Annotated in this window: 19 protein-coding genes; 7 read left to right on the forward strand and 12 right to left on the reverse strand. The window is 31.3% G+C overall.

The annotated features are described in order from the left end of the window. Position 1: 1 nt before the first annotated feature. The 5 genes from clpP to FH779_RS12975 all read left to right on the forward strand — a co-directional run bounded on the left by clpP (position 2) and on the right by FH779_RS12975 (position 5,701). Positions 2 to 667 (forward strand): ATP-dependent Clp endopeptidase proteolytic subunit ClpP, encoded by a 666-nt coding sequence (gene clpP, locus FH779_RS12955; RefSeq protein ID WP_180905002.1) that lies wholly within the window; start codon positions 2 to 4, stop codon positions 665 to 667. Positions 668 to 904: 237 nt separating this feature from the next. After that, positions 905 to 2,053 (forward strand): ATP-dependent Clp protease ATP-binding subunit ClpX, encoded by a 1,149-nt coding sequence (clpX, locus tag FH779_RS12960; RefSeq protein ID WP_180905003.1) that lies wholly within the window; start codon positions 905 to 907, stop codon positions 2,051 to 2,053. A 93-nt stretch (positions 2,054 to 2,146) separates the two neighbouring features. Beyond that, on the forward strand, positions 2,147 to 4,072 hold the full coding sequence (locus FH779_RS12965) for a T9SS type A sorting domain-containing protein (protein ID WP_180905004.1): 1,926 nt from the start codon (positions 2,147 to 2,149) through the stop codon (positions 4,070 to 4,072). Between the two features lie 22 nt (positions 4,073 to 4,094). Further along, on the forward strand, positions 4,095 to 4,346 hold the full coding sequence (locus FH779_RS12970; RefSeq protein ID WP_180905005.1) for a hypothetical protein: 252 nt from the start codon (positions 4,095 to 4,097) through the stop codon (positions 4,344 to 4,346). 59 nt (positions 4,347 to 4,405) lie between these two features. Continuing rightward, positions 4,406 to 5,701 carry a TlpA family protein disulfide reductase gene (locus FH779_RS12975; protein WP_180905006.1) on the forward strand — a complete coding sequence of 432 codons (1,296 nt, stop codon included), beginning with the start codon at positions 4,406 to 4,408 and terminating at the stop codon, positions 5,699 to 5,701. 57 nt (positions 5,702 to 5,758) lie between these two features. Here the strand turns inward: FH779_RS12975 and rodA are convergent, their stop codons facing one another. The 6 genes from rodA to sppA all read right to left on the reverse strand — a co-directional run bounded on the left by rodA (position 5,759) and on the right by sppA (position 13,588). Then, complete coding sequence (rodA, locus tag FH779_RS12980) at positions 5,759 to 7,225, reverse strand: rod shape-determining protein RodA (RefSeq protein WP_394368124.1); 1,467 nt, start codon at positions 7,223 to 7,225, stop codon at positions 5,759 to 5,761. 46 nt (positions 7,226 to 7,271) lie between these two features. Then, positions 7,272 to 9,257 carry a peptidoglycan D,D-transpeptidase FtsI family protein gene (locus tag FH779_RS12985; RefSeq protein WP_180905008.1) on the reverse strand — a complete coding sequence of 662 codons (1,986 nt, stop codon included), beginning with the start codon at positions 9,255 to 9,257 and terminating at the stop codon, positions 7,272 to 7,274. After that, a complete protein-coding gene (gene mreD, locus FH779_RS12990; protein ID WP_125348710.1) occupies positions 9,254 to 9,769 on the reverse strand; it encodes a rod shape-determining protein MreD in 516 nt (171 codons plus the stop codon). Before mreD ends, FH779_RS12985 begins: the two co-directional genes overlap by 4 nt. After that, positions 9,759 to 10,610, reverse strand: coding sequence for a rod shape-determining protein MreC (mreC, locus tag FH779_RS12995; RefSeq protein WP_038331976.1), 852 nt, complete (start codon positions 10,608 to 10,610; stop codon positions 9,759 to 9,761). Before mreC ends, mreD begins: the two co-directional genes overlap by 11 nt. 14 nt (positions 10,611 to 10,624) lie before the next feature. Continuing rightward, positions 10,625 to 11,650 (reverse strand): rod shape-determining protein, encoded by a 1,026-nt coding sequence (locus tag FH779_RS13000; RefSeq protein ID WP_038331974.1) that lies wholly within the window; start codon positions 11,648 to 11,650, stop codon positions 10,625 to 10,627. Positions 11,651 to 11,818: 168 nt separating this feature from the next. Continuing rightward, the gene (gene sppA / locus FH779_RS13005; protein WP_180905009.1) at positions 11,819 to 13,588 is read right to left on the reverse strand and encodes a signal peptide peptidase SppA; all 1,770 of its coding nucleotides are present in this window, start codon (positions 13,586 to 13,588) and stop codon (positions 11,819 to 11,821) included. Positions 13,589 to 13,616: 28 nt separating this feature from the next. Between sppA and folK the strand changes: the two genes are divergently transcribed. Together folK and FH779_RS13015 are read left to right on the forward strand one after the other, a co-directional pair. Continuing rightward, positions 13,617 to 14,027: a 2-amino-4-hydroxy-6-hydroxymethyldihydropteridine diphosphokinase gene (folK, locus tag FH779_RS13010; RefSeq protein ID WP_180905010.1), complete on the forward strand. Its 411-nt coding sequence runs from the start codon at positions 13,617 to 13,619 to the stop codon at positions 14,025 to 14,027. 80 nt (positions 14,028 to 14,107) lie between these two features. Continuing rightward, the gene (locus FH779_RS13015) at positions 14,108 to 15,505 is read left to right on the forward strand and encodes an OmpA family protein (protein WP_180905011.1); all 1,398 of its coding nucleotides are present in this window, start codon (positions 14,108 to 14,110) and stop codon (positions 15,503 to 15,505) included. 103 nt (positions 15,506 to 15,608) lie between these two features. Here the strand turns inward: FH779_RS13015 and FH779_RS13020 are convergent, their stop codons facing one another. Genes FH779_RS13020 through mutL form a run of 6 tightly spaced genes read right to left on the reverse strand, consistent with a single transcriptional unit; the run spans position 15,609 to position 23,006 of the window. Then, positions 15,609 to 16,976 carry an exonuclease domain-containing protein gene (locus tag FH779_RS13020; protein WP_180905012.1) on the reverse strand — a complete coding sequence of 456 codons (1,368 nt, stop codon included), beginning with the start codon at positions 16,974 to 16,976 and terminating at the stop codon, positions 15,609 to 15,611. Positions 16,977 to 16,980: 4 nt separating this feature from the next. Beyond that, positions 16,981 to 18,510 (reverse strand): helicase HerA-like domain-containing protein, encoded by a 1,530-nt coding sequence (locus tag FH779_RS13025; protein ID WP_180905013.1) that lies wholly within the window; start codon positions 18,508 to 18,510, stop codon positions 16,981 to 16,983. Between the two features lie 33 nt (positions 18,511 to 18,543). Next, complete coding sequence (locus FH779_RS13030; protein ID WP_180905014.1) at positions 18,544 to 19,584, reverse strand: endonuclease/exonuclease/phosphatase family protein; 1,041 nt, start codon at positions 19,582 to 19,584, stop codon at positions 18,544 to 18,546. Between the two features lies 1 nt (position 19,585). Next, complete coding sequence (locus tag FH779_RS13035) at positions 19,586 to 20,473, reverse strand: rhomboid family intramembrane serine protease (protein ID WP_180905015.1); 888 nt, start codon at positions 20,471 to 20,473, stop codon at positions 19,586 to 19,588. Between the two features lie 3 nt (positions 20,474 to 20,476). Next, positions 20,477 to 21,217, reverse strand: coding sequence for a rhomboid family intramembrane serine protease (locus FH779_RS13040; RefSeq protein ID WP_180905016.1), 741 nt, complete (start codon positions 21,215 to 21,217; stop codon positions 20,477 to 20,479). A gap of 4 nt (positions 21,218 to 21,221) precedes the next feature. Continuing rightward, positions 21,222 to 23,006 (reverse strand): DNA mismatch repair endonuclease MutL, encoded by a 1,785-nt coding sequence (gene mutL, locus FH779_RS13045; protein ID WP_180905017.1) that lies wholly within the window; start codon positions 23,004 to 23,006, stop codon positions 21,222 to 21,224. Positions 23,007 to 23,173: the final 167 nt, after the last annotated feature.

Consider the following 23,173-nt stretch of genomic DNA (forward strand, 5'->3'; position numbering starts at 1 on the left):
AATGAAAAACGTAGGAGAAGAATTTAAAAAATATGCGCTGTTAGACAAAGGAATTAGCTCTTTACATATGGATAGCTACATCCAAAATACAACGCCTTACATCGTTGAAGAAAGAAAATTGAACGTTGCACAAATGGACGTTTTCTCTCGTTTGATGATGGACAGAATCATCTTTTTAGGAACAGGAATCGATGATCAAATTGCCAATATTATTCAAGCGCAATTATTGTTCTTAGAAAGTGTGGATGCGACAAAAGACATTCAGATTTATGTTAACTCACCAGGTGGTGGTGTTTATGCTGGATTAGGAATTTACGATACAATGCAGTTAGTAAAACCAGACGTTGCAACAATTTGTACAGGAATGGCAGCTTCTATGGGAGCAGTTTTATTATGTGCAGGTGCAGCAGGAAAACGTTCGGCTCTTAAACATTCTCGCGTGATGATTCACCAACCTTTAGGAGGTGCTCAAGGACAAGCTACTGATATGGAAATTACATTAAAGGAAATCTTGAAATTGAAAAAAGAATTATACGATATTCTTGCAACTCATTCTGGTCAAACTTTCGAGCAAATCGAAAAAGATGGTGAACGTGATTACTGGATGACTTCACAAGAAGCAAAAGAATATGGAATGATTGACGAAGTTTTATTACCTCGTAAATAATTTTAAATTCAATACAAATACAAAAAAAGGATACTCAAAAATTTGAGTATCCTTTTTTCATTTACAAATACTTAAAAATTTGTAAAACAATAAGAATGAAGCATAAAAAACAATAATCTAAAATAAGATAATTTCATCCTTTATTTTACCATAATTTATACTGATAGAAATTAACAAATAAATATTTTCTATCTAAAAGAAAATAAATACCTTTGCATCTTAATTAAGTATAGAAAATTGGAAGAAAATAAGTGCTCTTTTTGCGGAAAAAGCAGAAACGAAGTAAATATTTTAGTGTCTGGAATCGACGGTAATATTTGTGATAATTGCATAGAACAAGCTCATGGTATAGTTTTAGAAGAATCGAAATTTAACGAAAATAACAATTTAATAAAACCATTAACGCTAAAATCTCCGAAAGAAATTAAAGAGTTTTTAGATGATTACGTGATTGGTCAAGACCAGGCAAAAAAAATATTGTCGGTTGCGGTATACAATCATTACAAAAGAATATTATTAGACAAAGAAAATGATGTAGAGATTGATAAATCTAACGTTATTTTAGTTGGAGAAACAGGAAGTGGAAAAACATTATTAGCAAAAACAATTGCTAAATTATTGAATGTTCCATTTGCAATCGTTGATGCAACTGTACTTACAGAAGCTGGATATGTAGGAGAAGATGTAGAAAGTATTTTGACGCGTCTTTTACAATCTGCTGATTATAATGTAGAGCTTGCCGAAAAAGGAATCGTATTTATTGATGAAGTAGATAAAATTGCACGTAAAAGTGACAATCCATCTATTACACGTGACGTTTCTGGAGAAGGTGTACAACAAGCTTTGCTTAAAATTTTGGAAGGAACTATTGTTAACGTGCCACCAAAAGGAGGACGTAAGCATCCTGATCAAAAATTTATAGAAGTTAATACAAAAGATATTTTGTTTGTGGCTGGTGGAGCTTTTTCTGGAATAGAAAAACACATTGCAGATCGTTTGAAGAAACACGTAATTGGTTTCAAGAATGAGGATCACAAAGAAATCGAAAATCTTTTGGATGAAGTAAATGCACAAGATTTGAAAAACTTTGGTATCATTCCAGAATTAATTGGACGTTTACCAATTATTACGTATCTTAAAGCATTAGATAAAGAAGCGATGAGAGCTATTTTGACAGAACCAAAAAACTCTCTAATGAAACAATATACAAAACTTTTTGCCCTAGACGGAAAAGAGCTTGTAGTGACGGACGAAACCCTAAATAGAATTGTAGACCGTGCCAATGAACTGGGTTTAGGAGCTCGAGGATTGCGAGCAGTTACGGAAGAAATCTTTACTGATTTAATGTATAACATTAAAGATTTACCAGAAAAAGTTATAATATAATCTATTGTATAGTAACTTATTAATAAATATTTTTATATTTGTAATGAAATTATTTTTTAATTTTAATAAAAACCTACCAAAATAACATAATTTATGAAAAAGAATCTACTTGCTTTATTCGTACTTGGTGCGATATATAGCGCTTCTGCGCAAGATACTTATATAGGTAATAAAGCTATTGTTAAAGTTAACGCTAATACATTGTTTTATAACGGAGGGAATGTTACTTTAAATGCTGATAAACCAATAGTTACTGCAGATACCATAGTCCGTAATCAAGGGAATATTCAAATTCAAGGTAATTTCAATAATCCTTCTTCAAGTTCTACAGGAGATGAGTTTATAAACTATTGGTCTGCCCTTAATAATTATGGACAAGTTATTATCAATGGTAGCAATTCGTCTACTAAAGGCAAATTAACAATGCAAAAGAAGTCAGTGAATTCGGCTTCTATTCAACAATATCCTATGTCTATTCCTTATCAAGGAAATGTAGAAACTATTAGTAATTCATTTATTGGTACAAATTTTAGAGGAAATTGTCAAGTTGATCAATTATGTAATCAACGTAGTTGGATGACATTATTTATTTGGAATAATCATAACATTGTAAATGATGCTGTTGTAACTGGAACTACCTTAAAACCTGGTAGCTATTACTTATTAAATATTATTTCTAACACAGGTTTAAATACTTTTTTTGATGGAAATAAAAAGGTTACTTATAGAGGTGTACCAGCTCCAGAAAAAGCTACTTTTTCTAATTTAACAACTGTTATTCCTAATTCTACAGATACTGCTTTTCCTACTTTACCTTACTCTGATTGGAAAAATCTAACGAATAAATATAACGAGTTGTATTGGACTTATTTAGGTACAAATGATGGTGATTTTACATCTAAAACATTTGGAAAAAATATGTTTAGATTTGGAAATCCATTTACATCAAATATTGATTTATCAGTTGTCTCAAATTGGTTAACTTTTAATAGTGGTTCATCTACTAAGAATTTTGAGGTCATAAAATTAGCTCCAGGTTATACCCATAATTGGACTAATAATGGAGGTTCTTCTAATAATAGTACAGGACAAACTCAATATCTAAGTGCTACTTATACAAATAATGTTTGGGCTGGTAGTGCTGAAGCTGTTTTAGTTAGACCATTTGAAATGTTTAGACTAAAATTTAATCCTACTGATGATAAATTAGTAAACATAAATGTTAATTTAGATACTAATATCAAAACATTTAATCAATCAGCATCAGCAACAAGTGGTAGTTTATCTAAATCTTCTAATCAGTTCTATCAATTAGAAATTGCATTAGTTGATCAAGATGATAATATTCTATCTGAATTAGCATATTTATCTACAAGTAATGACTTTGAAACTGGTGCTAATTTTAATAAAGGATACGGCTCTAAAATGTCTTTATATGAAGAAGATACTAATGGTGATATTATTTATAATGCAGAAACATTAGTTAATACTTTTAATACAGATTACATAGCTAAACCATTGCATTTAAACTTATATGACCTTTCAAAAGACAAAGAAATTAAGTTAAAATTTAATTTGAAAGAAAATAATATATTCGAAAATAATATTCAAAATTTAAGTGATGGGAGCTCGTTTTATGTTTATGATAAATTAAACAAAACATATACTGAAATTGATTCTTCTACAGAAATTAAATTTTATTTTGATAAAGACTTATCTGATAGATTCACTTTCTTTTGGAAAGAGACTCCAAATAAATTAGCCACAGATGATTTAAGTAAATCACAAGCTACTATAGTATATAAATATAATACTAATTCATATAAACTAAGATTTGAAAAGTCGAAGACATCAGTTGACTTCGAAATATATAATTTAGCTGGTGCTAAAATTGGATCACAATCAAAAGTTAGTACTCAAACAGACGCTAACTTGACTTTCCCTACTAAAGGTATGTATGTCATTAAAGTTATTTATAATGATGGAAGTACAAAAAGTTTAAAAGTTTTAGTTGATTAAGCCTAACCTAACAATAGATATTATGAATATAATCAAGTTACTTATAATTTCAACACTTTTTGCTTCAAATTTATTATTTGCTAGCAATACAAGTGGAGCAAATGAAACAATTAATACAGACGTAGCCCCACCAACTCCTTATGCTAGAGAAAATGACGGAATAGGTGGCAACGGTCCAACACCTATTGATGATTACGCACCTATTTTAATTGTTACAGCTGTAACAATTGCAGGCTATTTTTCCTACAGACAAAGACAAATTATTAAAAAATAAATTCATACTTTTAAACCTCAATCAATTGATTGAGGTTTTTTTATTATATCAAACAAACTATGAAAAATAAATTTATACTACCGCTTGTTGTTTTAGGAAGTTCTGTTTTTGGACAGTTTAACGTTTCTGGACAAATAGAAAATTATGCTAACAAACCTGTTTTGGTTAAGATTTTCGAGAATGCCGAAATGAAATTAATCAACAATGCGATTACTGACAACAATGGAAATTTCTCTGTAAAAGTTCCGAAAGCATACAATGGTTTTGTACGTATTGATTTACCAACTGGAGAAAATCTTTCGTTATTAACAGATAACAAAAATCTAAAATTCAAAACGGTAAGTGGACAAGAAATGTCTTCTAAGCTTGAAATTTTAGAGGGAAATACACAAAAAGAATACAATAAAGTTTTAGCTCTTCAACCATTAAATGAAATTCAGAACCAAGTTTTTCCTTATTTAATGCAAATGTATAAACCGACTGACGAGTTTTATACAGCAATGGTAAAAGAAGATAAACGAATAAAAGAGTTGAAACGTAACGAAAATTTCTCACCATTAATTACCTATATTAATGAGTTGAATGATTTGAAACAAAAAGCTCAAACAAATAAAGATACTGAAACCCTAAATGAAATTGTAAATCATTTTGTAAAAGATGATGTACGATTGGAGCAATCTGGAATCTTTAATGATTTAGTTTTTGCTTATATTAATGGAAAATTAGCTGTTGCTAACAATCAAGATGTAGAAGGAAATTTAATTGCTGCTACAGACGAAATTTTGGTTAAAACAGATATCAAAACAACAAGAGGTCAAAATGTATTGACAACTATCTTAAACTTTGTTCCTGAAAAAGAATATGCAAATTTTCATAAAAAATACGTAGATAAAGTAAAAGGTTTGACTTCTAACGTAACAGATCAATTGAAAAAGAAAGTAGGACAAAGCGCTTCTATGCAAGCAGGAAGTAAAGTTCCAAATATCACTTTTCCTCAACCTATTAACGGAAAAAAATCGTTGTATGATATCAAAGCAGATCAAAAATTAATTGTTTTCTGGGCTTCTTGGTGTCCTGCTTGTCAACAAGAAATCCCGCATATTAAAGAGTTTTATAAGAACTTTAAATCAAAAGGAGGAGAAATTGTTGCCATTTCTTTAGACTACGATCAAACAGCGTTTAATAGCGCTACAAAAGATTTACCTTGGTACAATTATACTGATCTTTTGAGATGGGATTCACCAATCGCAGCTGAGTTTGGAATAGAGTCTACTCCTACTCTAATTTTGGTTGATAAAGACAACAAATTAATTAAGAAAGTTCATCATATTTCTGAGTTAGAAGTATCGAAATAATAACGAAAAAGCTACATTGATTTTCAATGTAGCTTTTTTATTTTATTGAATTATTTTCTAAATAAATCCTTGACTGTTCTTGTAATGAATGATTAGGAAAATTCCGATCAGAATAGTGAATCCCCACAACGAACTTCCTCCATAACTAAAGAATGGTAGCGGAATACCAACTGTTGGGAAAAGCCCAATTACCATTGCAATATTGATAAAGAAATGGAAAAATAAAATAGAGGCGACTGCATATCCATAAAATCGTGCAAATCTATTTTTTTGATGTTCGGCTAAGAAAAATAATCGTCCAACAAAAATTGCGTAGACAATTACCAAAGCTGTACTTCCTATGAAACCCCACTCCTCTCCAACTGCTGTAAAAATGTAATCGGTTTGTTGTTCTGGTACAAATCTTCCTTTTTTAATAGTTCCTTGATTGTAACCTTTTCCATATAATTCGCCCGAACCAATCGCTGTTTTCGCATACAATAAATTATATCCCGAAGTATCACGATACTTTGCTTCTCCTTCGTACAAAACCATCACACGCTCTTTTTGGTGTTTGGGTAATTTCTCAAAAATGATCGGAGAAATAAAACTAACCGTGCTTGCAAATAATAACAACACAATAGACGCAATAATACTAAAATTCAGAACATTTGCAGCTAATCCAGATTGTGTTTTGAATGGCGAATCATTAATTTCTTTTTGTTCGGTTAATTTTAAAATTAAAACTGGAATAATTGATATAAAGAATCCTATCAATCCAAAGAAAGTTGTATTAAAAAATATTGGTTCTGAGAAAAATAAGGAACGCATTGGAAATAAATGTCCGAAAGATTCGCGTGTTTCCTCAGATAAATCTTCAACCAAATAACAAATTCCAATCAATAATAAAAAGAAAATTGATAAGCCGATTAAAACACCATGCATTGCATCAACTACATTCTGATTATAATTGAAAGCTAAGATTAATAACGCAATTGTCAGAATTATAAATCCAAAAACTAATAAAACATAAAAAGGAATTTGTACAATCGAAATCAAGAAAATGATTAATAATATGATTGGCGCTAAAATTATCCACGGATTAAGTCCTTCTCTGTACAAAGCAATACTTAATGAACAGAAAATAATTACTGATCCTAAATCGGGTTGTAAAAGAATTAAAACTACTGGTATTGCGATAATCAACAATATTTTTCCTATAAAACCTAAGTCTTTTAGATTTGCATTTGAATGATTGATAAAATTAGCAATCAACAAAGCTGTACCAATCTTAGCAAATTCGGCTGGTTGCAAACTCAGAGGACCAAAACGATACCACGCTTTTGCACCATTAATTTCCTTTCCAACAATCAAAACTCCGACGAGTAAAACGAGGGAAATGATATAAAAGACAGGACTATAAATTTCGAAAAAATTACGGTTGTTTCCACTCGCAATTATCAAAATCAATATCATCACCACCCCAAGTCCAAACCAAATTAGCTGTTTTACACCTAAATCTGGATTGACACTATACACATTCATAATCCCGAAAGTTACTATCAGAAACCCTAGGATCAGTACGGTCCAATCAATTCCTTTTAGTAATCTGCTTTGGCTCATGTTTTAGTTTTGTTGAATCTTTTTTTAATTTTAAACTATCTATTTTACTTCCGATCGAATCCTTTTTTACTGGTTCTACGTATAATCCTTTTCTTTTTAGATAATCTATCCATTGACGACGATATTCGCCTTGTAGATTACCATTTTTCATACGTTGCACTAACGCAGGACGTTTTATTGTATCTGTTACATACAATTCAGCAATCAAACTCGCCATTGGTCCAGCATAAGTTGTACCCCAAGAACCATTCTCTACAATTGCAGCAATCGCAATTTTTGGTTTATCTGCTGGAGCAAACAATACAAATAATGAGTGATCTTGTCCATGAGAATTTTGAGAAGTTCCGGTTTTACCAAATTGTACAAAAGAACTTGTATCAAAACTACGAGCTGTACCCATTGTAAATACATTACGCATTCCGCGTTGAATGATGTCAAAATGTTTTGGATCAACCAATGTATTTTTTTTCACCATATAGGTAGAATCTGTCAATGGTTTTCCATCAATACTATGTACAATATGCGGTGTATAGAAAAATCCTTTATTAGCAATAATTGCTGTATAATTAGCCATTTGTAGCGGAGTTGTATTAATATCTCCTTGTCCCATACCATTAAAAATAATACGGTAAGGATTCCAAACACCTTCTCCAAAACGATTGTCGTAAAACTCAGCTGTCGGAATAAGACCTTTGCTACCAACAGGTAAATCTGTTCCCATAAATTTTCCTAATCCGAAACTATTCAAAATGGAAGCCCATTCGTTAATTCCTACACTATAATCGTTTGGATCTTTACGAACAATATCTCGGTAAGCCTCTGAGAAAAAGTTATTACACGATTTTCCAATCGCATGTTCTAGACCTTGTGGTGTATAATACATTCCACAGTGACAACCAATATGCATACGTCCATAACGGAAACCATGTTTACAAACATACGTTGTCTTTTCTGTCATCGTTCCCATTTGTAAACCAGCCAAAGCCGTTACCATTTTGAATGTAGAACCAGGAGGATAAGTTCCTTGTAAGGCTCTATCATAAGTTGGACGAGCAATAGAATCGTTGATTAATGCACTTCTCAACTTTGTATTCAAATAATCATTTGGATTAATTGTAGGTGCAGATGCTAAAGCCAAAATTTCACCATTATTAGGATCAAGTGCGACAATTGCCCCACGCTTATTTTGAAGCATTTGTTCTGCTAATTCTTGCAATCTATAATCAATTGTCAAATGAACTGTTTTTCCACTTTTTACAGGTCTATCATAATCTCCATTTTTATATGGACCAACAACGTTCATTGTTCGATCTACAATCCAGTTTTTTACACCTTTTACTCCACGCAAATCTTTTTCATACGATTTCTCAACTCCGGCAATTCCTACTAAATCTCCAGGTTGATAATAGGTAGAATCTGTTTTGATATAGGATTGATTGGCCTCATTTATATAGCCTAGTATATTTCCTGCAGAATTTACCATGTACTTACGTTCAGGACGTTTGATGATACTAAACGCTGGATACAAATACAATTGCTCTTGCATACGAGCAAAATTCTCGCGCGAAATATTCTTTAAAAAAGGATATGGAGATAATTTTTTGTAATCTTTTGCAGTTACAATTTTATCTAAAATAGAATCAAATTGTTGTGTAGAAATTCCAATCATTTTAGAGAATTTAGGCTTATCAAAACCATTCATATATTCTCCATAACTGTCAATTAATTTTCCTGGAATAACATCTAATTCGTACGAATAGGTATTACTCACCAACAATTTTCCGTTTCGATCAAGAATATCACCACGATTGGGATAAATGATTTCTTGCTTGATCGACGTATTAAATGCATTTAACGTATAACGATCTGTAAATAATTGCAAATACGCTAAACGTCCTATAAATAGAAACACTATAAACAGGATGAGTGCATAAACAACCATCAACTTTTTCATACTCCAACTTTATTTTTAAATAAAATTTTATAAATAAAGACAAACACAAAAGTTATTCCCGAATTGATTAATGCTTTTAGCATCAAAGGTCCAATTCCTGATGGTTTAAAATTCTCAAGAAGTAATAAAATAATATGATGTGCAAGAATTAGAATAATTAAATAAAATAACCATTGCGCAAAACTAAACGAATTGAAAGAGAAAAATTCCATTTCGTAATCTTGTTTTCCTGCCAAAAGTTTGATAATTGGATTTCTAAGAAATGCGATAAGTGTTAATGCGAAAGCATGAATTCCACCTGTATATTCGAAAATATCAATCATTAATCCTAACATAAATGATAAGATTAATAAGGCATATTTATTTTGATAAGGCGGATAAAATAATACAAATACAATATAGATATATGGTTGATAGCTTCCTAAAAAGTTGATGTGATTGAACACAAAAACTTGTAGCAAAGCTAAAACGATAATCTTGATAATATTGATTAAAAAATCTTTATTGAACATTCTTTGGACTTGTTATTGTATCTGATTTTTCTACTTGTTGAATTTCAACTTTATTAAGGTTTGTAACCACATAAGCTTGTGCTAAATTGGCAAAATCTTGTTTCAATCTTACTTGAACTTTCATTTCTCCTGTTTCGTCAATTCCTTTGCTTACAACTTTACCTATAATAATTCCTTCTGGGAAAACTGGCGATTTACCATCTGTTTCGATGATATCACCTTTTTTCACTTCGATGTATTTCGGAATTTCATATAACTGGACAAAACGAGGATCTTTTCCATCCCATTTCACTGTCCCGAAATATTGATTTCCTTTGATACGCGCATTGATATTGATATCCTTGTTTAACAACGAAATTGCACGAGAATAATTTTTTCCTGCAAAAGTTACAATACCAATTACACCATTATTTGTAATAATTCCGTCACCTTTTTCTATTCCGTCATTTGTTCCTTTATCAATCGTCAAAAGGTTTTGCGTTTTGATAATCGAGTTGTTTACAATCTCAGCAGGTACAAAAGAATACGTTTGATGATAACCTAAGGTATCCGATTTGTAAAACTTTTTAGTTTTCGCATCTTTAATCCCTAAATGCACCAATTGCTCACGCAAAAAGGCATTTTCGTCCATCAAATCTTTATTGGTACTCGGTAAATTAATAAAGTTTGTCACCTTTGCAATTTTATCATCCACATAACCTGTAAACGAAGTGCTTGCAGAGGCAAGAATAGTTTCGTGATAAATATTTTTCTTAAAGACAAGAAACAACGCAATTAACTCTAAAAAGACAAAAATTAATAGCATTCCATTTCTTCTAATGGCATTCAGAATATATTGCATTGCTCTTTACTCTTCTATTTCATTAAGAAAGTGAATTTATCAATATTTTTAAGTGCAATACCTGTTCCACGAACAACAGCACGTAAAGGATCATCAGCCAAGAAAACTGGTAAACCTGTTTTTTTAGAAATACGTTGATCTAAACCTCTCAACATAGCTCCACCACCAGCCATATAGATACCAGTGTTGTAGATATCAGCAGCTAATTCTGGAGGTGTTTGAGATAACGTTTCCATTACACCATCTTCGATGCGTAAAATTGATTTATCTAATGCACGTGCAATTTCGCGGTAGTTTACAGTAATTTCTTTTGGTTTTCCTGTAATCAAATCACGTCCTTGTACTGGCATATCATCTGGTGCATGCTCTAATTCTTCTACAGCAGCTCCAACTTCAATTTTAACACGCTCGGCAGTTCTTTCTCCGATATATAAATTATGATGGGTTCTTAAGTAATATGCAATATCATTTGTAAAAACATCACCTGCAATTTTCACAGATTTGTCACAAACAATACCACCTAATGCAACAACAGCAATTTCAGTTGTACCACCACCTATATCAATAATCATGTTACCCTTAGGTTGAGTGATATCAATTCCAACTCCTATCGCAGCAGCCATTGGTTCGTAAATAAGACGAACATCTTTAGCATTAACACGTGCACAAGAATCTTTTACGGCACGTTTTTCAACTTCTGTAATTCCAGAAGGAATACAAATCACCATTCGCAATGAAGGTGAAAATAATTTTCCTTGAATTCCAGGAATTTTCTTGATGAACTCTGTCAACATGAATTCTGAAGCTTCAAAATCTGCAATTACTCCGTCTTTCAAAGGACGAATTGTTTTTATATCATCATGCGTTTTACCTTGCATGTGTTTTGCTTGTTCTCCAACAGCAATAACTTTATTTGTTCTTCTATGTATAGCGACGATAGATGGACTATCTACTACAACTTTATTATTGTGGATAATTAAAGTGTTAGCAGTCCCCAAGTCAATCGCAATTTCTTGCGTGAAAAAATCAAATAATCCCATCGTTGATTATGTCTCAGTATTATTAAAAATGAATGTACAAAAGTATAATAAATTTAGATGATTATAAAAGAGATTTTAATTTTTTAATCATCTAAATATTTTTACTAAAATAGTAAGATTTTAACAATAAAAAAGGGTTAAAAATATTTTAACCCTTTTTTATGATTTTTATTGAATTTGAATATCGTAAGGTAGCCTAACTTGAACACCTTTTTGCTCATTCATCATCTTTATTTCTTTGTAAATTCGGATTCCGTCCGAACCTAATTCTTTTGCAATTGCTGCCTCAGTATTTTTTCCTTGAAGATTATCCATAAATTCTTCAAAAGAATCTTTTCTTTTTGGATAATTTTCTGTTGAATATTTTTCAATTTTAGCCAATTTAGCGGCTTCTTTTATCGCTGTATCTAAACTTCCAAAATCATCTACTAGACCAATTTGTTTTGCACGAGTTCCAGACCAAACACGTCCTTCTCCTATTTTATCAACTTGCTCGTATGTTAATTTTCTATTTGTTGCAACGTGATTTACGAATTTCCCATAAATCAATACGATTGATTTTTGCATCGTATTTTTTGCTGTTGGTGATAATGGTGTTGTCAAAGATTTTAACTGATCTGCATTTGCATTCGTTTTTACTTCATCAAAATCTAATCCGAAATTATTGAATAATTTTTGCGCATTTGGGATCATTCCGAAAACTCCAATCGAACCAGTAATTGTATTTGGTTGAGCATAAATTTTGTCAGAAGCTTGTGCAATGTAATATCCACCAGATGCTGCAACATCACCAAAAGAAACTACGATTGGCATTTTTGTTTTCAATTGCATCAATTCATATAAAATTTCTTCTGATGCATTTGCGCTACCTCCAGGAGAATTTACACGTAAAACTAAAGCTTTGATTTTATCGTTTTGACTGATTTTGCGAATCGCATCCACATAAGTCTTCGATTGAATACCATCAAAACCATCCCCTTCAGTAATTGTTCCAGATGCATATAAGACTGCAATTTTATCTTTTTCAGATTTATCTGATAAGGTTTCAAAATAATCTTCTACTTTTATGGTATGTTTTTCAAGAACTTCAAAATCAGTTTTTGATTTTTCTTCTTTCAGACCAAGTTTTGTGAATAACATTTTTTGATATTCATTTTCTTGCGCCAATACATCATAAATCTTATTTTCTTTTCCTGTTTCTGGGATGAAAGCATACAAACTATCTGTTACTGTAGTGAATTGTTCAGGAGAAATTTTACGCGATTTTGTAATCGAGTTTGAAACATTACCCCACACATCATTCAATAATTCTGACAATTGTAATCGATTCTCATCAGACATATTTGTTCTCATATAAGGCTCTACAGCACTCTTAAATTGTCCGTGACGAATCACCTGAAAATCTACACCATATTTATCTCCTGCATTCTTGAAGAACATAATATTAGAACTTAAACCCTGTAATAAAGTTCCTCCCAAAGGATTTTGATAAATTTTATCAGACACACTACTTATATAATATGACAGCTGACTTCCTGAATTAGAATATGAATACACAAATTTTCCAGATTTCTTAAAATCTTCTAGTGCATTACGAATTTCAGTCGCTTGCGTAGCTCCACCAGAAAATTTATCCAATTTCAGACTAATTCCTTTTATTTTATCATCATTCTTCGCTTCTTCAATTGAATGAATAATATCTTGTAAAAAAACATTTGGACTTTCTGACATATCAAAAATAGAAACCGAACGATCCATATCACTTTCCATAATTGGATCTTCTAACGAAATTTCTAAAACAGAACCGTCTTTTACACTTTTTGTTGGAGCAGATAATGCTGAAACAAATATCAAAACGAAAAGCAGTATGACAAATACACTAATCGTTAATAGATTTCCTATGATTGTTGAGAATACTCTCCCGAAAAAGTTTTTCATTTTTAATTTATTATTACTTTTGCTCTATATGTCGCAAAATATAGTCATTTTGTTACTCGGTACAAACTTAGGTGACAAAAAAAATAATTTAGAAATCGCTAAAAACCTTATAAACAAAGAGGTAGGTGAAATAAAAAAAGAATCAAATATTCTTGAAAATAAAGCTGAAGGATTTACTACAGAGCATTTATTCTTAAATCAGAAAATAGAAATCAATACAAGTTATTCTCCATTTGAGGTTTTGAAAAAAATTAAAGATATCGAACAAAAAATGGGTAGAATCTATTCTAAACCAAAAGAAAATGAGAATTACGTTGACCGTTTAATAGATATTGATATATTATTCTATAATAAACTTTTAATCAATTGTAATTATTTAAAAATTCCTCATCCTCAGAACTATTCTAGAGATTTTATCAAAAGTTTATATTTTTATTAAGATATTAACTATTAATTCATTAGTTTTGTAAAATTATATTAAGATATGCTTTATATTAGTTATAAAAATAATTCTAACCTATGAAAAAACTTTTATCTTTATTAATCTTAGGTGCTGTGGCATGTGCTAGTGCACAGACCAAGTACGATGAAAAACCATTCAACAACAGTAAAAAAGAATTTAACGATTGGTCATTATCTGTTTTCGCTGGTACTAATGCTATGCAAAATTCTGATTTAGTATCATTTATGGGAGGATACTTTACTCCTGGATATGATTTACAATTTCAAGTCAATAAACAAATTTCTCATGCTTTCGGCTTAAGTTTACAATACCAATTGGGACAATCAAGGCAAAAAGGAACTATATACGACAATACCCCTTGGGGAAATGCTTATCAAGGAAAAGCGCATGGAAAAACAAAATATAATGGAATCTCTGTTTTAGCTGATATTAACGCATCTAATCTATTAAGAAGAGTAGATAATAGAACTGAATTTAAATGGGCTATGCATTTATATGGAGGTTTTGGTATATTAGGCTACAAAGCTTATAGACAACATTATTATGGATCAGGTAATGATTACGGTTTAGTTACTGATCAAAAATTATCTGACAAATCAGTATACGCTCAAGTAGGAGCTGGTTTACGTTATAAATTAAGTGACAAATTAGATCTTGAATTACGTGGGATGTACGTAATGTCTGGTGACGAAGAGTTTGATGGATCAGGAAAACCAGTAATTGGGTATTGGACAGCAGCAGATGTTGAAGAAGGTCGTGATGATAATATGATTACTCTTTCTTTGGGATTACATTATAAAATTGGTAAACATAAAGATGCATTACAATGGGTTTCTCCTATAGCATACAAAGCTCCTGTAGAACAAACTCCTTTCGAATGCATTGACGAAGATCGTGATGGTGTTTGTGATCAATGGGATAAATGTCTTGGGACTCCAGAAGGAATTCGTGTCGATGGATCAGGATGTTCTTTAGATTCTGACGGAGACGGTATTCCTGATAGTGAAGATAAATGTCCTACAATTCCTGGACCTCCAACAAATGGTGGTTGTCCTGAAAAAGTAATTAGAATTTCTGGTGAAGATGTTGCAACGACAATTAATGCATACTTAGAGGGTATCGAATTCGATTACAACTCTGATCGCATTAGAGAACAATCTTATGAAAAATTAAATCATGCTTCTGAGGTACTATTAGCAAATCCAGATTTCAAATTCGTAGTGGAAGGTCATACAGATGCTGCTGGTGGTGTTGATTATAACCAAAAATTATCTGAAAGACGTGCTGCTTCTGTTGTTCGTTACTTAGCTAACAAAGGTGTTGACACAACTAAATTGTCGTCTGTAGGAAAAGGTAAATCTGATTTAAAATGGCCAGAATGTAATCCTGTTACAAACTGTCCTGCTTGGAAAAACTTAGAAAACAGACGTGTAATTTTCAAAGAAATTAAATAGTCTAAAATTTAATCATACAAAAAAAGCTCAGTTAATATTAACTGAGCTTTTTTATTATTTTATATTTATATTTTCTTCTTTTAAAGAATATTAATCGAATTAATTATTCAATAATAACGATTTGATTAGAATTAGAAGAAACTTTATACAAAAAGTATTTGAGCATATTTTTTATTTCTTCCGTTTCTTTAATCGGAATTAAGATATTATGAATCTTCTCTAGCGTTTTTATTTGATGATGATATTCGTAATAACCATATCCTTTAAATTCTCCATTCTCAACTAAATAAAATGATTTTTCAATTCCTTTTCGTCCTTTATCAATAATCAAAAAAGTTTCGGAAGGATATTCAGTTGTTTTAATAAAACTTTGAATTCGCTCATTATAAACTTCTTTAGATTCCTCTTTCACACAAGCTCCATTGCATTTATTTACTTTATATTGAAAACAAGATTCATCAGATTTAATTCCCGCATTTACTTGCTGACAAAGATTATAATCATGAACAATTTTCTCTAAAACCTCTTTTGCACGTTCTTTAGTTTTAAATTTCAAAACAGGTTGTGTCTTTCTAACTTTCCCTATTTCTAATCTCGAATAACCACGTTTAGACTCCAAATAATACAATCCAAAAGGATAAACTTTATTCTCAACCAACTTTACGTTATACATTGGTTGATTATTCAAAATCTCATTATTTTCTTTAATTGCTGCAAGAAAACCACTTCCGGTTTCTTCGAATTTTATAGAACGAGTATAACGCTTAAGTTTATTTGCTTTTAGAGTTTTTGATGTAAAAATTTGATTAATAGATCGCGCAATATTATTGCTTCGACTAATATAAATAAGTTGTTTTCGACTATTATATAAATAATAAACCCCGATAGAATTAGGTAAACCTTCAAGAAGTTTCTGATATTTAGAATGTGCTTTTTTAGGTTGTTTCAAACCTGTTTTCTTCGTAATTATTTTCTCCGAATCTTTATCTAACAATAATTTGAATAAAGAAATTGTCGCTCTTGCATCTCCAGAAGCTCTATGTCTATCTGTGACTACAATTCCAAGCGATTCGCATAATTTCCCCAAAGAATATGAAGGTAATCCTGGAATTAATTTTTCGCTATATTCGAACGTATCAATCCATTCTTTTTCGTAATTATATCCCAAACGATCGAATTCTTGTTTTAACATTCTATAATCAAACATTACATTATGTCCAACTAAAATACAATCGTCTGTAATCTCAACTATACGTTTTGCTACTTCGTGAAATTTAGGCGCTGTCAGCACCATCTTATCCGAAATATGCGTTAATCTTTGTACATATTGGTCAATCTTTTTTTCAGGATTGACTAATGATATAAACTGATCGACAATTTCTTTTCCATCATATTTATACACTGCAATCTCTATGATTGACTCTTCCCCTACTTTTCCGCCAGTCGCTTCTATATCTAAAATCGCGTACACGTGCTTATTTTTTTCCTTTTAAAAAATTAGTTAACATTTTCATTCCAAAATCCATCAATTTTCGAGTTGCAGTACGACTTACATCACGCACAACAGGATTATCTGTCCAATCTTTTTCCTTAGGAACACTTCTTGTTGAAGTTGCTTTAGCAGCAGGTTTCTCTATATTTTTTTGTTGTTCTAATTTTTTCGATAAAATTTCATTTGCAGATTCACGATCAATATCTGTTGCATATTTTGTCACTAAATCTGAATTTGAGGTAATCATATCGATTTCATTTGAAGTCAAAATATCCATTCTCGAATTCGGCGCTCGCATATACGTATATGACAAAGGAGTTGGAATCCCTTTTTCGTCTAAAGCTGTCACAAAAGCCTCTCCTATTCCTAATTGCGTGATGACCTCATCCGCTTTATAATAGGTTGTTGTCGGATAATTTTCTATCGCTTTTGTAATTTCTTTACGATCTTTGGCTGTAAAACCTCTTAATGCGTGTTGAACTTTTAGACCTAATTGACTCAAAACCGCATCAGGAACATCACCAGGAACTTGCGTTACAAAATATAACCCCACACCTTTTGATCGAATTAATTTTACCATTGTTTCAATTTGATTCAATAAAGCTTTTGTAGCTTCTTTAAAAATCAAATGAGCTTCATCGATAAAAATCACCAATTTCGGTTTATCAGAATCTCCAGATTCAGGGAATTGAGAATAAATTTTATTCAATAAACTCAACATAAAAGTTGAAAATAAATTAGGCTGATTTTGAATATCAATTAAACGAATAATATTTACAATTCCTTTTCCGTCTTTCATTTTCAATAAATCTTGAACATCAAAACTTGGTTCTCCAAAAAACTTTGTTGCTCCTTGTTGTTCTAATGCAACAATCTTACGCAAAATAGCTCCCAAAGAAGCTGGCGCAATTGTTCCATAATTCGAATTTAATTCAGATTTTCCTTCATCAGAATCTGTCACATATTGCAAAACACGTCGAATATCCTCCAAATCAATCAAAGGTAAATTACGATCTTGACAATATTTGAATATAATTGAAATAATGCTTTCTTGTGTTTCATTCAGTTCTAAAATTTTACTGAATAAGATTGGACCAAAATCACTTACAGTCGCACGAAGTCTTGCTCCTGGCTCATCAGAAATAGACAAAAATTCGACAGGAGAAGCTTGCGGATCAAAAGGCAAATTAAGCGATTCCATTCTTTCTTGTGCATTTTTATCTTCCGAATTTGCAGCAGCTCCAATTCCAGATAAATCTCCTTTAATATCCATCAATAATGTAGGAACACCTTTCAGAGAAAGTTGCTCGGCGATAATCTGCAAAGATTTTGTTTTCCCTGTACCAGTTGCTCCGCCAATCAACCCGTGACGATTCATTGTTTTTAATGCTACTGAGATTTCAGCTTCTTCTACAATTTCGCCATCTAGCTTGGCTTTGCCTAAAATTATTTTATCGTTTTTATAAGAATAACGACTTTGTATCTCTTGAATAAAGCTTTCTTTCTGATTCATTTTGATTGATTATTGAATAAATATAGGAAAAAATTATTCTGAAATTTTATATTTTACAGCTACTGGATAATGATCAGAGAATTTTTTTCGAATAACATGCGCCTCAACAGAGTTAAACTCTTTAGAATGAAATAAATAATCAATTCTAATTGGAAATTTAAATCCATGAAAAGTTGTCGCATTTCCTTTTCCAACTTCTATATAAGAGTCGTGAAGATATTTTTTCAACTTCTCATATTCGTAAGAAACTGGAGTCGAATTAAGATCCGTTCCCAAAATAACTGGATAGCGCGAAGATGTGATATACGGAATAATTGCTTCTAACTGTTTTTGATGTTTTTGCATACCTTGCACCAATTTCAATTCAACTTTTCGACTAGAAATTTCTGCATTTCTCGAATCATCTGATTGAATAATTTCTTTTACCATCGCTTTATCAATATACATTGGTTCAAGATAAACATTAATTATACGAATCGTATCATTCCCTAAATCGATATCCGCATATGCGGCAAGACCATTCAATTCATCATTATCATCAGGCGTTATTTTTTTGGTTTGAATAATAGGATATTTACTATAAATTGTCAATAAACCATAAAATTCTGAATAATAATTCTTAAATTCTTTATTTTTTAGACTTTTCTGCTGACCTTCATACGCTTCTTGAAGCAACATAATATCAGCTTTATTCTTAATCAAAAGCTCTTTTGTTCCTTCTTCTTTAAAACCATGTACATTATATGTCAATACAGATAAATCAGCTTTTTTATCTTCAACTTTATTGAATTGTACAATTGGATATGAAAGATAAATCGGGTAAAACAATCCGGCTGAAAGAATTAAAATTAACAAAAAGTGTCGCCAGCTAAACAGTAACCAATACAGTAAAAACATTGCTCCGAATGCAAATAATATCGGAAAACCAATCGAAATAAAGTTAAAATATGGGATTTCTGTAGGCGTAAAAATTTTATTTAAATAGACACAATAAGCCACCAACAAAAAAACGATATTAATTGTTAGTACTAAACGATTGAAATAATTTAGTTTAAACTTACTGATTATACTCATTTTATCTACCTTCTCTAAACAGAAAGTCTTTTTCTTCTTTAGACAAACTCTCGTAACCTGAACGAGAAATCTTATCTAAAATTACATCAATTTTCTTTTGTTTTTCAACTTTTTGATGATTAAAATCGTAATCATCTTTCGGAACATTTGATCGCGAAGAAGTTGAAGAAGTATTTTTATATGTTTTGAAAGTTGATTTCTCTTTTTTCTTAAATAATTCCTCTATTCTGAAAATAAAATTACCTAAAAAATCATTTCCTCTCTCAAATTGTTTCATATAAAGATAACCAAAAATAGCACCTCCCAAATGAGAAATACTTCCGCCCGCATTTTGATTGGCAATAATATTATACACATCGAATGCGATAAATACATAACCAACATACAACAATGGAAATGAAGTTGGAATCAACAACAAACGAACAGGCATTTTCGGATTATACGAAATCATAGCAAAAAAAACTGCGTAAACCGCTGCCGAAGCACCAACTAATAAATGTGAATAATTGAAAACGTTCTGAAACAATAAAAAGAAAATTCCGCCAGCGATCCCTCCAAAAATATAGAATGTAACTAAATTTCGGTTTTGAAATTGTTGCAAAAACATTTGTCCAACAAAATACAACAAAACCATATTCATTATCAAATGAAAAAGATTGCCATGTAACCAAGAATATGTTAGGATTTGCCAAGGTCTTACAATCAAATCATCGAAAGATGACAAAGCAAACAAACCTGTTGTTGTAATCGTAGAATTTACTATCGTTCGAAGAACAAAATCAATAATTAACAATGTAAAAAACACCACAACGTTAATGTAAATCAACTTTGTTGCACTATTTCCTGATGAATATTTTAATTTTAAATCGTCTAAGATATTATTTGCCATTTTTTAATTCCATCTATATAAATTCTTTTTCCAATGTCTTGTTAACAAGAAGCCAATCAATCCACCTCCTAAATGTGCAAAGTGAGCTACATTTCCAATGTTTTGATATCCCATATAAAACTCAATTAATACCATAATTGGAATAAAATATTTCGCTTTTATCGGCACTGGAAAAAAGATTAACATTAATTTTTCATCTGGATATAAAACCGCGAATGCTAACAATAAACCATAAATAGCTCCAGAAGCACCAACCATATTACTCAAGTAATAACCTTGTAATTCTTTAGCATTAATATTACTATCAATTAAACCATTACTAAAATAAGATCCGTCTAAACCTCTAACAGAATATTGAAGTATTTTTGATATAGGAAACGATTGTGAATTTAATACATCTTTTAAGTGCTCTATTTGAAAATAATTAACCGCATTAAACAATATAAAACCTCCTAAACCAGCTAACAAATAAAGTATCAAGAATTTTTTTGGTCCAAAAGTTTGTTCAACCACAGAACCAAACATCCACAATGCAAACATATTAAACAAAATATGCGAAAAATCGGCATGCATAAACATATGCGTCAAAATTTGCCAAAATTTGAAGTTGGGAGATTCTGGATAAAAAGCACCTAAAATCACTCTCAAATCGATTCCTTTTGTACTAAAAACAAAAGTCGCTAAAAAGAACAAACCGTTTATAATAAGTAAATTCTTTGTAATCGGTGGTATAGATTGTCTCATTCGTTTATTGTAATGTTTTTTTGATATCAGCCGTATTCATCTGCACAAAAATTGGGCGTCCGTATGGCGTATAATTCGGATTTGGTAGTCTTAGCAATTCTTCGACCAAAGTTTGCATTTGTTCAGATTTTAATGAAACTCCTTTTTTAACAGCCGCATTTTTTGCTAAAATTTTTGCAAACGTATTTTCTAATTCAATTGATTCTTGGTATTCTAATTCCTCGATAAAATCCATAAAAACAGACACAACATCCTCTTGTTGCACATCAACAGGAATCGCATTAATCTGTATGGCTTCTTCGTCCAACGAAATATCAAAACCAAAACTCAACAATTGATGCTCTACATTGATTAATTTCTGACGATCATTTGGCGAAAGTTCCAACTCTATCGGGAAAAGCATTTGTTGTACCAAAGCACTTCCATTATTTGAATGTATAAATTTTTCGAATAATATTTTTTGATGAGCACGATGTTGATCTATGATTAACAATTCGCCACGATATTCCACTACCAAATATTGATTCATCCATTGAATGACTTCAAAACTATCATGAAAATCTTCAGATTCAAATAATTGATGCGCATGATTATTTTCGATTTCTAACTCAACAGCATCTTTATAAAAATCCATATTCGCACGAATATCAGACGGTTTTGGCGCTCTTGTTTGTTGATGCTCAAAAGGATTAAAGCTAGAATCTACCGTAATTTCAGGCATTTTAATTTCTGTATCTTCTGTCGCAGACGGAATAAAAGCCCAGTTTGGATCTTGTTCAAAATCTAACGAAGGAATTACATTAAATTGTCCCAAAGCGTGTTTTACAGCAGCTCTAAGAATCGTAAAAATCAATGCTTCATCCTCAAATTTTATCTCCGTTTTGGTCGGATGAATGTTTATATCAATTTTTGAAGGATCAATTTCTAAATATAAAAAATAAGAAGGACTATAACCCGTTGGCAACAAACTCTCGAAAGCGTCTACGATTGCATTGTGCAAATATCCACTACGAATAAAGCGATTATTCACAAAGAAAAATTGCTCTCCACGCGATTTTTTTGCAGCATCTGGTTTTCCTACAAAACCTTTTACTTTTACAATTTCTGTATCTTCTTCAACCGAAATAATTTGCGAACTTAATTTCTTCCCAAAAATTTGAGCAATTCGTTGCTTCAAATTCCCAGATTTCAGATGATAAACCTCTGCATCATTGTGATGTAAAAAGAAACTAATGTTTTCGTGCGCCATCGAAACACGTTGAAACTCATCTTGAATATGACGAAATTCAACCTGATTTGATTTTAAAAAATTACGACGAGCAGGCACATTATAGAAAAGATTTTTGACCGAAATAGACGTTCCGACTGGACAAACAACAGGATCTTGGTTGCGAACTTCTCCGCCTTCAATCACCAATTGCGAACCAACCTCATCATCTTCTCGACGCGTTTTCGTTTCTACTTGCGCAACTGCAGCAATCGATGCCAAAGCCTCTCCACGAAAACCTTTTGTATGAATATTATAAATATCCTCTGTCTTTCTGATTTTTGAAGTCGCGTGACGTTCAAAAGCCATTCGAACATCTGTCACACTCATTCCCGAACCATTGTCAATCACTTGAATCAAGCTTCTTCCAGCATCTTTTACAATCACCTGAATAGAAGTTGCACCAGAATCCACCGCATTTTCAATCAATTCTTTTATGACAGAAGCTGGTCGTTGTACAACTTCTCCTGCGGCAATTTGATTGGCTACATGATCTGGCAGTAATTGAATAATATCGTTCATCTTTTCGTATAAATTGATTTAATTTTGACTAATTTTTTAATCAAACTTTACAAATATACAAACAAATCTCTCTTTTGACCTTATTCTCTATAAGTGAAACTTATCAACAATTGTTGAAGTCTTGAGATTAAAATTCTGAATAATAAATTCATAATTTTCAGCAATAA

Source organism: Empedobacter falsenii (assembly GCF_013488205.1).
GTDB lineage: Bacteria > Bacteroidota > Bacteroidia > Flavobacteriales > Weeksellaceae > Empedobacter > Empedobacter falsenii_C.